This is a genomic window from Flavobacterium sp. LC2016-01 (assembly GCF_009711135.1).
GTDB lineage: Bacteria > Bacteroidota > Bacteroidia > Flavobacteriales > Flavobacteriaceae > Flavobacterium.
On the sequence record NZ_WMIC01000001.1, the window covers coordinates 150,172 to 162,444 of the forward strand.

Here is a 12,273-nt window from a genome sequence, read left to right on the forward strand (position 1 = left end):
AGGGGGAAAAAATTAGTGGAAATTGGTGGAATTTGTGGCTAATAAAAAATATTACTCTTCAGTAGAATTGTTTTCTTCTAAAAGAGCCGTTTCTTCTTCAGGTTTTCTTACGACTTGATCTTTGCTTCCAAAAAAGAATTTTTTTACGGCTGCAAAAGCGGCTACAATTCCAATCACAATCACTTTTGCAAATTTTGCCAGAATAGCAAAAAATCCAACTTTTGCCAATACTTTTCCGGCAACTAAACCGCCAATTGTCCACGCAGCAACTGTGTCTGTGTCGGCGTCAAAATCTAAGTATTTGTTTCCGTCATTAAATTCCACACTTTGAATAATTCCAGGAATACTTGCTTTTACTTCAGCAAGCTGATTAACACCTGCTACAGCAGAAATGTTGTACATTCCTTTTCTTCCCAAAACTCTTAAATCGTAATTAAGAGTATGTTCTTTATCTTGACCAAACTGCAGTTCTTTTGCCCAATGAAGCACTTTTAAATTATTGTCATAATAAGGTTTAGATGCCCATCCAATTAATTGAACTTCAGGATAACCGCCTTTTTTTCTTTCCGTATTTTCTGCAGCAACATCTTCTTTCATAGTTTTAAGAAGATCATCATAATCAATATCGCCAGCATCATCGTCTTTTACATAACCATCACCTTGATAGCTTATTACAAACATCCAGCTGTCAGCGTGTGTAACTCCTTTTCCGTCAGGAACAAGTGAACCAAGAATCGATTTATCTTCAGGATTTCCCCATAAATTGCTTAATACGTCTTGAGTCTGTTTGCTGTTTAAGAATTTAAATCCTTTAGGAACATTTAAAGTTCCGTCGCCTTCGGGAAGTTTAATTTTTCCTGATTCATAAGTAAAAGATTTTTCAATCTTGTCGTAAAAAGCAGCAAGTGTATCTGCCTGTGCATTGATTTTAGAAATGGAAATCAGCCATAGAAAAAGAAAAAGTACAGTTTTTTTCATTTTGGGGTTAGTTAAAAATGGTTAATTATTTTGGTTTTTATTTGGTTTGAAATAATTCTGAAATCTCTTTTTCGACAGGATGTTCAGCAGTAAAATTATAGCCTAAAATTTTTGCAATAGTCTGAGCAAATTGTTTTTGATAAATTTGAGATTCCGTTGTGATTTCGCCTTTTGGAGCAATTTCTGGTCCCATTGCTGCGAACCAAATTTGAGATGCACCCGCAACATCGGCGCCGTGATCTGTCCATTGCGCTTTTACTTTGTCACCACGGCCGTGATCAACGGTTATAAATAGGGTGGTTTTGTTTTTATACTGAGGATCATTTTGAACAAAATTCCAGATTTCCTGAAGCCATTTATCAACTTGATTTGCAGCATCTAGATACGAACGATATTGCCCGTGATGCGCCCATTCATCAGTTTCGCCATAAGCGATATAAAGGATTTTTGGTTTCTTGGTTTTGAGTTCGTCCATTGCTTGATAATGTGTGAAAACATCCAGACATTCATCTTCATGGAAAGGCTTAAACGAGTTGTCACGCATTTCATTTAACAATTTTTGAGATGCCGTTGGTTTATTTCCGCCCACTTTATCAAAAGCCGAAATTACAGGAAAACCGCTTCGTTCTTCGTTTAAGATTCGGTCAAAAGCATCCCAAGCGCCAAATGCGGCCACTTTTCCTTTAAGTTTGGACTGATGATTTAAAAACTCTAAAACATTGACATTTGGATTGGCTTTGTAGCCGTTTGAATTGACTTTTAAATCAACATTTCCCGTCATGATTTCGCTGTATCCCGGATAACTGAACCAATACGGATTGGCAACATCAACTTTATTTCCTAAATCTCTGTTTCCATAAATTTGTCCTTTTGATGCAATTTCGGTCCAAAGAAACGGCATCAGTTTTTTGCGCGCTTCTTTGACATCGGCATTTCCATATTTTTTATAAATATAAGCGCTGTCCCCTTGATTGAATTTTTTGTCATTAGCAATTGCAGGATCTAAACCTTTAAAAACTTCCTGCCATCTAAAACCGTCTGTAGTTATGATAATGATATTTTCTGTTTTTTGTGCATTAGATAGAAAACTTACTAAAACGAATGCAAATAAAATTACTTTTTTCATATCTATTTTGAATTACGAAAGTTCTTAGTTTTAAAGTTTTAAACAGTGTTTATAAAAGTTTATTCGGTATCATTAAACGAATTAACCTTGTAAATTAGTTGAAGTTTAATAGGATCATTTTTGGAATTCGGATATTGTTCGCTATTCACTCTTTTTTCAAATTCTTTCATGATATCTAAATCCAAATCATCTTTTACAGCATAGGTGATCTCGTTTTTTTTCTTTTTTAATTCAAATTCAACCATTATTTTTCCTGATTTCATTGAATTTTTGAACAACTCGTCAAATATTTTATCGGTCTTTTGTATAATTAATTGAAGGTCTTCTAAAGAACTATTTTCTGCCAATTCTGCATCAGAATTTAAAAATACAACTTTCTCAAGTCTGGTTTCTTTTATTCCTTCAGAAACGGATTCAATTTCATTTCCGTTTTGATATATTTTGCCAGGAACACGTATATAATTTGTTTTTGGAGCCTCATCTAACCACAATAGTTTTAAATCTTTTTTTAGCAGATTTAAAATATAGTTATGCTCTTTTGTTTCTACAATTAATAGAGGTTCCTCAATATCAAATGATATTACAGACCAATAATAGGCTAGTTCCAGTTCATTGGCTTTTCGTATGATAAATTGATTTGAAACTTCATTTTTAAATTCATCCCATACTATTTTAGTGTCAGTGATATCTTGACACATTTTACCATCTAATATTAAATCGTCTACATGAAATTGAACTGCTCCGCCTTCTATTTTTTGTATTTTTTCATTGGCTTTAAACCTTTTCCAGAGTTCAGGACCAATGATTAAATTGTTTTGCAATATTTTGTAATCATTATTTTCAGACAAATTGTCGCTAATTAATTTTTTAGCTTTTTCGATGATTTTGGCATCAGCATATTTATACACAACACCTTTTGGAATTGTAACAGTTTCTTTCTTTTGCGCACTGGATAAAAAACTTATAAAAAAGAATAGAATTAAGAATGGTTTTTTCATATTTTTTGAATTAAAAATTTCAAAGTTTTTCATTATTCTTCGATCTAAATCTACAAATTGTATATCTTACGAACACTCTTTTTAGATTTTCAAATCATAAAGAATTTGTTAATCTTCAATAGTTAAATAAATAAGGAAAAATTCATCTAGTTCATATTGCTTATACCATTTTTCAATGTCTATATAGCCTTTGGTAACTTCACAATAACCGAGTTCACCTTTTTCTGAATTTTCATTTGGAGGCGTAATCAGAGCAATTTGAATTTCTTTTCCAATCTGGATTTCAAGTGGTTTTTGATTAGAAATTTCGCGAAGAGAAAATGTATTGTCTTTGTACTTTGAGTTTACTTCAAAAATATTTTTATTATAAGAATTTGAAAAAGCAAATGTGATTTTTTCATTGTTTAAAAGTTGTTGAGTAACAATAGAAAACTTAAAATCTTTACCAATTTTAGGATCTTCATCTCTTTTTGTGTCTTTAGCAACTTTTTCAATAGCAACTTTTCCTTTTTTATATTTTTGAATTATAATCTTGTAATTTTTGCCAATTAATTTTTCAGAATTAGTAAAAGTTAAATCGATTTTTTCGATTCCCTGAAAGCTTTCTAAAATAAATTCTCTTGATCCGAAAGAAGGTACATCTAATTTAGAAATTATTTCAATTTTGTTCTCTTGCCCATAAGAATAAGAAATCAAAAATGTAAAAATAAGAAGAAATGCTTTTTTCATTTTCTATTAGTTTGAATTTACGTTGATTGGGTGTAAATATGATTTTCAAAACTAATTAATTTAATTAAGCAAATTTTACGGAATAACGTAATGTAACTACAAATTAAAAGATGAAGAAATCAGATAAAAAAAGAATAGACCTTCATTTTACATTTCAAAAAAAAACATTTCACCATCTTTACAAAATCCCTCGAGCCTTTATTTCCAAATACTTATTAATAGCATCCAAAGTCAGGTTTTCTGGCTGGGTTAAAACCGAATGAATTCCGTATTTCTTTAATTCATTTGCAATTAAGCGTTTTTCAAACATGAATTTTTCGGCAATAACTTTATCGTAGACTTCCTGAATGGTATCTGTTTTTTTGTTGATGATGGCATTTAATTCTGTATTCTGAAAGAAAACAACAACTAATAAATGGTTTTTTGCAATTCCTTTTAAATAAGGTAATTGACGATTCAAACCGTCCATAGTTTCGAAATTGGTATACAGAATAATCAAACTTCTTTGGTTGATGTTTTTCTTGATGTCGACATACAATCGACTGTAATCGCTTTCAAAAAAATCGGTCTTAATGTTGTATAACGTTTCCAGGATTTTTTGCATCTGCGAACCTCTTTTCTCGGCATAAACTCGGTTTTCTACTTTTTTAGAGAAAGAGAAAAGACCCGCTTTATCTTGTTTTTTCAGAATTACATTAGATAAAACCAAAGTTGAGTTTATCGCATAATCTAGTAAACTTAAACCGTCAAAAGGCAATTGCATCACACGCCCTTTATCAATCGCCATATAAACCGACTGTGATTTTTCGTCCTGAAACTGGTTGACCATCAAAGCATTTTTCTTTGCGGTTGCTTTCCAGTTGATCGTTCTTAAATCGTCGCCTTGAACATATTCTTTAATTTGTTCAAATTCCATTGTATGGCCAATTCGGCGAATTTTCTTGATTCCGAATTGATATAAGTTATTTGAAAAGGCCAGTAAATCGTATTTTCTCAGCTGAATATACGAAGGATACGTAGGAACCATCTGCTCATTATTGAACGTAAATCTTCGAGAAATCAATCGCAAAGGCGAAGAAACGTAAATGTTTAAATAGCCAAAATAATATTCCCCGCGTTCTGTTGGACGCAGATCGTAACCGATTTCTTTTTGTTCCGAAGCTTTTACTGATTTTATAAGTTTAAAATCACGAACCTGAAACTGAACTGGAATTTCGTCAATTATTTTTACTGAAACCGGAAAAGTGTAATGATTTTTCAGAACGAGAGTTATCGGATTTAAATCTCCGTTTGACAGTTTTTCAGGTGTTACACGATCTGCTTCAAATCCGGTTCTGGTCAAATATAAGAGCAAAATATCGAGACCTAGAAAAGTAATTAAAACCAAAACCCCAAACCAAACCGCATTATAAATATTCGGAAAAATAAAAGCACAGACAAACAATCCTATTATGCTCGCAAGCACATAGAAAAAGAAGTTGTTGAGATATAGACTTTTTATGAATTTCACTTTTTTGTTTGTTTAATGTTTCAAGTTTCAGGTTTCAAGTTTGCTTCTCCCGAAGTTTCGGGACGCTCAGCAGCATGACAAAAAATAAAAAGGTTCATTAAAACAGCTGTCATCCTGAGCGGAGTCCAAGGCTCGTTTTTCAATTTACCATTCATCATTAACAATTCACAATTAATAATTACCTAGGTATTTCTACAGTTTCAATAATCTGTTTAATAATTTCAGAACTTGTAATTCCTTCCATTTCTCTTTCTGGTGCTACAATTACACGATGCTGTAAAACCGGAATTGCGGCATCTTTAATATCTTCAGGAGTCACAAAATCACGTCCGCGAATGGCAGCGAAACCTTTTGAAGCATTTAAAATTGCAATTGAAGCACGAGGCGAAGCTCCTAAATATAAAAACGCATTTTCTCTTGTGTTAACAACAATTCGGGCAATGTATTCCAATAAATTTGGCTCGACTCTGATTTGTTTTACCAAAGCCTGGTATTCTTTAATTTCTGAAGCAGAAAGAACAGCTTTTATAGCTTCTAATTTGCCATGATTCTGTAATAAATGTTCACGCTGAATAATCAGAATTTCTTCGTTTAATTTTGGATAATCAATCGCAATTTTGAATAAAAAACGGTCTAATTGCGCTTCTGGTAAACGATACGTTCCTTCCTGCTCAATTGGGTTCTGCGTTGCGATAACTAAAAACGGAGTTTCCAGCTGATAAACAGAACCATCAATTGTAATCTGGCGTTCTTCCATAACTTCAAAAAGAGCCGCCTGAGTTTTTGCCGGAGCACGATTTATCTCGTCAATTAAAATTAAATTCGAGAAAATTGGTCCCTTTTTAAACTCAAATTCAGAACTTTTTAAGTTAAAAATTGAAGTTCCTAAAATGTCTGACGGCATTAAATCTGGAGTAAACTGAATTCTGCTGAAATCAATATTTATGGCTTTTGCCAAAAGTTTTGCCGTAATAGTTTTTGCAACACCCGGAACACCTTCTAACAATACGTGTCCGTTTGACAAAACCGCCACCAAAAGCTGATCGACCATTTTGTGCTGTCCAACAATTACGGTTTCGATTTCTTTCTTAATGGCAGTAACGTGCTCTAAAAGCGGTGCTAAATTTATTCGGGTTTCAAAATTCACATTTTCGTTTGTGATTTCGGTTTCTGGGGTATTAATATCGTCCATAATTTGGTATGTTTTCTTTTGTTGATTTTGGTTGTTTTTTTGCCACAGATTAAAAGATTAAATAGATTTATATTTTAATTTATGTTAACTGTTTTCTCTCGCAGATTCTGCAGATTAAACAGATTTTACTTGAACTTCATTTATAAAAAATATCTGCTTAATCTGCAGAATCTGCGTGAAAAATTTAATTCTTTTTAATCTGTGATATATCTTATCTAATGTATAATTTTTTCGATTGCATTATTAATTCGGATTAAATCTTCTTCAAGACTTCCGTGATAACTTTTTCTGTGTTCGTTGATCAAAAAGACAAGTTCCTGAATATCGGCAATGTTTTTACCCGTTTTAAGATGCAGTTTTTTAATAAAATCATCATCAAGTTTTGTGGTATCCATCAAATATTCGTTTCGCATTTTTTCAAGGAAATAGATGATTTTCTTATCAATAATATTAGTATGATCACCTTCCTGATAATATAAATTTCCGATTGTCTTGGTAAAATCAACTGTTGAATTACTGAGTGGTTTTACAATAGGAACAATACGCTGTTTTCTTTTGGCATTGAAAAAAATGAAAATTACAAGCCCTAATAAACTCAGCAAATAGGCCCATTTTAATGCCGGCTGACTAAAAATATAACGTAACGGTGAATTTGAAACCGATTCATTATTTTGTCCTTTGGTGTACCAAAATACGTCTCCTCTTGGAATATAAGACAACACATCTTCAGCATACTGATAATGATTGTCTTTTAATAAATGATAATTGGTAAAAGCAGCAGGCTGAGTATGCAAGAAAAAATAACCATCGTGGTATTTAACTTTTATAAAATTAACATGCTTCTCCTTTTTTTCTTTGCTTTGATAACCCAAAACGGTAGTTTCTAAAGTATCAATTTTCGAAAAATAGTCCTCAATTGATTGTTTAAAAGCATATTTTTTAGCGCTTATTTTTTGATTTGCCATCCAAATCGATGTATTGCTAACACGCTTCAAATCTGTTTCAGTTTCCAGTTTTAAACTGTCCAGCAAGATTTTTGGGAAACTTCTCATGCTTAAAAAGGCACTGTTTCCTCTCGATACAAAATAAAAAAGCTCTTTTACAGATTGCTCGTCAATATCGCCTTCTGCAGCAATATTTAAAAAGGTGCCTTTTATTCGGTAATCTTCAACTAAAGTGTCTGCATTATATTTCGAATCTAAATACTCATAAGGTGTAATGGTTGAGATTCTCTCGATTTTTTGACTTTTTAAAAGACCTTTAATTTCTTTATCAAAAACATACAATCCGTAAGGGATTTTGTCGTGCACAGAAAAAGTAGGGCGCCAGTCAATTGGTTTTGGCTGTCCTTTATCAACCATTAAAATGATTGCCAATAGAAAAACCAGAACGCCTATGTAAATTTTGATAGATTTATTCATGGCTGAAGGTTTTTATGGCATTTTTAAATCGGTTTTCGGCTTTTAAGAAAATGGCTGTATTAATATCAAATTCACCATACCAAATGTAATTGTACAAGTACGATAAATAAGTGAATTCTTCTTTATGAATAGGGCTTTGAATCTCGTATAAATAATCTGAATTTGTTTTTTCAATATCCCATTCTATGTAATGATTTTGCGCCATTACTTTCAGCAGCCATAAATAATAGTAGCGAATAGCAATTCGTTTTTGATCGGACTCGATATTTTCTTTAATCAGTTTTTCGAAATCTAAAAGATGGATATTTTTCTCGGTATCAGAATAATAAATGGTTCGTTTTTGCGAATTTTTGCCAAAAATCCACTGACCGTCTTTATTGATTAATGCTTTTACAATCAAGAATATAACTACAATAATGATGATTGCAGCCAAGGTTTTAAAAAGGATCGCGATAAAATTAACTGAAGCCTCAGGATTGCTGAAAGTGAAAATTCTTCTGAAAATGCTTGCCAGCCATTCCATAAAATCATCCCAAAATGTTTTTTCTGGAGGTTTAGTCTCGTAAACAAAATCGGAGCCTTTATAATTCTCTTTAAAATCTTTTTTAAATGTTTTTACAGGAATTGCAGCAGAATCGACCTGAATATCTTTTTCGGTGTATTTAATAGAAGCGATTTTTGGCGGTTCTTCGGTCACAAGAGAATCCTGTGCATTCGAAAAACTGCAGCAAAAAACAAAAAGTAAAATGAAGAAAATTTTATTCATTATGGTTTCCGGTTAAGTCAATTTGGGCTGATAATTTTGTGTTTTTTTGTAGACGATAAAAGGATAAACCAAATAATAAAATGAAATTATTCCTAACGTAAATAATATTATAAAACTGCTGAGCCAGTTTGGCATATCAATAGAATATCGAGTAATAAAACCTTCCAGAAATCCTGCAGCGATTGTAAAAGGAAAAGTACTTAAATAGATTTTAAAACTGTTTTTGAAACCAATTTTAAAAGAATTTATTCTCGAAAAAGTCTTCGGAAACAAGATGGAAGCTCCTAAAATAAATCCGGCAGCAGTTTCAATTACAATTCCGAAAATTTCCATTGCCCCGTGAATCCAGATTCCTCTCACACTTTTCCAGAAAACGCCCTGTTCATAAAAGAAATATTGAAAAGATCCCAGCATAATGCAGTTGTTCAGGCAGATATAAAAAGTTCCTAATCCAGCAAAAAGACCAAAAAAGTAGCATTTTGCACCAACCATAAGATTATTCATAGTAATAGAAATGAAACTTCCCCAGTTGCTTCCGGAACCGTAAACGGCCATTGGGTTTCCTTTTTTTATGTTTTCTAAAGTTTCATTAACGTAGTTATCGCCAAGAATAAGACGAACGAAATTAGGATCGTATTTTGCCGAAATTACACCAATAGCAACCGTCGCAAAAAACAAAACGAAGGCATAAATTAAATAACGCCTGTACTGATAGACAAGCAATGGCACTTCGGTTATGAAAAATTCTGCGATTTTGTTTTTTTCGGTTCTTTTGGTTTTATAAATCTTCTGATAAATCTGTGACGCAAGGTGATTTAAGTAAATAACTGTTTTACTTTTAGGATAATACGTTTGCGCATACGACAAATCATTCATCATTTGAATGTATAAATTAGCTAACTCGTCAGGATTTTTTTTAGCTTTACCAAAAATAGCTAGCTCAAATTCCAGCCATTTTTCTTTATTTTGTTTTATAAAAGCGATTTCTCTCATTGCAGGCTAAAATATAAAATATGTCAGAATTATCTATTAATACAACACAAAATGTTAAAATAAATTTTATAGCAGCTTCTATCGGCGAGCGATTAGGGGCCTATTTTATTGATGCATCGGTAAAAATCGCCTATATACTTGTAGTATGGTTTGTGTTTTTTTATTGGCTCAAAGTTGGTGTTCTAATGGATGGCTTAGATAGCTGGTCGGCCAGAGCTTTAATGTCATTATTTGCCATTCCGCTAATGTTTTACTCACTTACTTTAGAAAGTATTTTTGAAGGACAGTCGATAGGAAAAATTCTGCTCAAAATAAAAGTGGTAAAAATTGACGGCTATCAAGCTGGATTTGGTGACTATTTAATTCGCTGGTTTTTTGGAATTATTGATTTTTTTATTCCCATAATTTACGGACTTGTGGCTTTAATTACCGTAATATCAAGTAAAAAAGCACAACGTTTGGGAGATATGGCGGCAGGAACGGCCGTGATTACTTTAAAAAATAATATCAATATAAGTCATACGATTTTAGAAGACATTGGAACTTCCTATGTGCCAACTTATCCTCTTGTAATAAAATTATCTGACAATGATATGCGAATCATCAAAGAAACTTTCAATAAAGCGGCCGATAAAAATGATTATGAAATCATAAGCAAATTAGTGGCAAAAATTGAAAGCGTTACCGGAATCAAAAATCAGTCAGGAAATAACAGCGATTTTATTAGAGTGGTTTTAAAAGATTATAATTTTTATACGCAGAATATGTAAGGAAAGGCTCTAAGTTTCTGAGTTGCTAAGGTTCTAAGTTTTTTAGTAAAATACTCTAAGGCTTAATTATTTGTCAGACATTTTCTTCATTATGAACTTTGCGATTTTGCGGCTTTTCGAGATTTTTTTTTTAGTGTTTTTTTAGTTTAAAAGGTTTATTAACAATGCTTTGGATTTAATTTTTTAAATTTAACAAGTTTAATATTTAGAAAAGGAGTTTCCGAAAAGCCAAAGAGTAGGTAAATTTAAGCGTAAATACCATGAAAATTAAAAAAGCCGCCGCGATATTACTATTGTTTTTTATTTCTATTTTTTCTTTCGCTCAAAGCGGAAAAAAATTAGATAAAATTATAAAAAGAGATTACACGATTATTGAAGGTACAATTTCTAAAATATCTGATAAAACTGTCGAATATTCACTGCCTGGAGAAACACTGCAAATTGTTCTGGATGTTTCACAGATTGCCCGAATCGATTTTGCAAGCGGACGATCGCAGACATTTGATGTAAGTCAGGAAAGCACTTCACCATCAGCATCAAATTCAGATGTTGTTTCTTCAGAAATGAAACCGAATACAATTGCCGTTTTGCCCGTTCCTTATGTGAATTCAGACAATCAGGAAGGTTCTGAAGACATGGCAAAATTTGCTCAAAATGATATTTACAACAAATTATTAGACAAGTCTTCCAATATTTTTCCGCTTACAGTTCAAGATTTAAGAACCACAAATACACTGCTTCATAAAGCTGGAATTGATCATAATAATGTTGATGAAACCTCTATTGAAGACCTTCAAAAAATATTAGGTGTTGATAATATCATCGCAGCAAAAATCTCCTATACAATAGGAACTGCCACGACAGCAACTACTTACAATAGCGGAAATGCAAAAGTAAGCGACAATAATAAAAAGGTCACAACCAATGATTATTCGACAACTACGGCAAATAATCAGCTTTATTATTACTACACAGTCTATTTTGATCTGTATAAAAACGCTTCAAAAATATACTCCCAAACCCGAAAACCGTTTTTGGCAGTAAAAGACAGTTGGATCGATTCGGTGCAGTATTTACTGAAAAGAAGTCCGATTTACGTAAAAAAATAAATACAATTAATTACAACTTTACACCTAAAAAACCTTTGTACCTTTGTTCCTCTGAACCTCTGCAACTTTAAACAAAAATGTTCCATATTTTAGATCTTATCGGTACAATGGCCTTTGCCATGTCTGGCGCTTTAACGGCAATGCATAAAAAACTCGATCCGTTTGGGGTTTTTATTATTGCATTTGTAACTGCCGTTGGCGGTGGAACACTTCGTGATGTTTTGATTGGAAGGACGCCCGTTGGATGGATGCGCGATATGCAGTACGTTTATGTGATTATTTTAGGTTTTTTTCTTGCTATTCTTTTCAGAAAAAGCTTTGATAAACTTCGAACTTCTTTATTCTTGTTCGATACAATTGGTTTGGGTGTTTTTACTTTGATTGGTCTTGAAAAAGGACTTACAACGGGACTTCATCCCGTAATTTGTATTGCTTTAGGAACTATGACAGCCTGTTTTGGAGGCGTAATCAGAGATATTTTGTGCAACGAAATCCCGAATGTTTTTAGAGAAGAAATCTACGCCACAATCTGTATTTTAGGCGGAATCGTTTTCTTTGGTTTACGAAAATTAAATCTAAATGTAGATGTTTTATATCTGGTGACTTCATTGGTTATCATTGTAGTTCGATTAATGGCGGTTAAATACAAATGGCATTTGAAGGCATTTGATCATAAGTAAT

Annotated in this window: 12 protein-coding genes; 3 read left to right on the top strand and 9 right to left on the bottom strand. The window is 32.5% G+C overall.

Going from position 1 to position 12,273, the window contains the following annotated elements; all coding sequences use genetic code 11:
* Positions 1–51 precede the first annotated feature (51 nt).
* From GKZ88_RS00705 to GKZ88_RS00745, 9 genes are all read right to left on the bottom strand, one after another.
* Entirely contained in the window at positions 52–978 is a 927-nt protein-coding gene (locus tag GKZ88_RS00705) for a DUF2167 domain-containing protein (RefSeq protein WP_155100485.1), read from the bottom strand.
* Positions 979–1,015: 37 nt separating this feature from the next.
* The gene (locus GKZ88_RS00710; RefSeq protein WP_155100486.1) at positions 1,016–2,104 is read right to left on the bottom strand and encodes a phosphoglyceromutase; all 1,089 of its coding nucleotides are present in this window, start codon (positions 2,102–2,104) and stop codon (positions 1,016–1,018) included.
* Between the two features lie 59 nt (positions 2,105–2,163).
* Positions 2,164–3,135 (bottom strand): hypothetical protein, encoded by a 972-nt coding sequence (locus tag GKZ88_RS00715; protein ID WP_155100487.1) that lies wholly within the window; start codon positions 3,133–3,135, stop codon positions 2,164–2,166.
* Between the two features lie 75 nt (positions 3,136–3,210).
* The gene (locus tag GKZ88_RS00720) at positions 3,211–3,831 is read right to left on the bottom strand and encodes a hypothetical protein (RefSeq protein ID WP_155100488.1); all 621 of its coding nucleotides are present in this window, start codon (positions 3,829–3,831) and stop codon (positions 3,211–3,213) included.
* A gap of 178 nt (positions 3,832–4,009) precedes the next feature.
* Positions 4,010–5,341, bottom strand: a complete 1,332-nt coding sequence (locus GKZ88_RS00725) for a DUF58 domain-containing protein (RefSeq protein ID WP_347343844.1) — start codon at positions 5,339–5,341, stop codon at positions 4,010–4,012.
* A gap of 178 nt (positions 5,342–5,519) precedes the next feature.
* A complete protein-coding gene (locus GKZ88_RS00730; RefSeq protein WP_155100489.1) occupies positions 5,520–6,533 on the bottom strand; it encodes a MoxR family ATPase in 1,014 nt (337 codons plus the stop codon).
* 215 nt (positions 6,534–6,748) lie between these two features.
* Positions 6,749–7,954: a DUF4350 domain-containing protein gene (locus GKZ88_RS00735; RefSeq protein ID WP_155100490.1), complete on the bottom strand. Its 1,206-nt coding sequence runs from the start codon at positions 7,952–7,954 to the stop codon at positions 6,749–6,751.
* On the bottom strand, positions 7,947–8,720 hold the full coding sequence (locus GKZ88_RS00740) for a DUF4129 domain-containing protein (protein WP_155100491.1): 774 nt from the start codon (positions 8,718–8,720) through the stop codon (positions 7,947–7,949). Before GKZ88_RS00740 ends, GKZ88_RS00735 begins: the two co-directional genes overlap by 8 nt.
* Before the next feature lie 12 nt (positions 8,721–8,732).
* Positions 8,733–9,713, bottom strand: coding sequence for a stage II sporulation protein M (locus tag GKZ88_RS00745; RefSeq protein WP_155100492.1), 981 nt, complete (start codon positions 9,711–9,713; stop codon positions 8,733–8,735).
* Positions 9,714–9,733: 20 nt separating this feature from the next.
* On the opposite strand from GKZ88_RS00745, the gene GKZ88_RS00750 reads away from it, so the two are divergent.
* The 3 genes from GKZ88_RS00750 (at position 9,734) to GKZ88_RS00760 (ending at position 12,272) form a co-directional block, all read left to right on the top strand.
* Positions 9,734–10,483 carry an RDD family protein gene (locus GKZ88_RS00750; protein ID WP_155100493.1) on the top strand — a complete coding sequence of 250 codons (750 nt, stop codon included), beginning with the start codon at positions 9,734–9,736 and terminating at the stop codon, positions 10,481–10,483.
* Positions 10,484–10,743: 260 nt separating this feature from the next.
* Entirely contained in the window at positions 10,744–11,592 is an 849-nt protein-coding gene (locus GKZ88_RS00755; protein ID WP_155100494.1) for a hypothetical protein, read from the top strand.
* Between the two features lie 77 nt (positions 11,593–11,669).
* Positions 11,670–12,272, top strand: a complete 603-nt coding sequence (locus GKZ88_RS00760; RefSeq protein ID WP_155100495.1) for a trimeric intracellular cation channel family protein — start codon at positions 11,670–11,672, stop codon at positions 12,270–12,272.
* The last annotated feature ends 1 nt before the right edge of the window (position 12,273 follow it).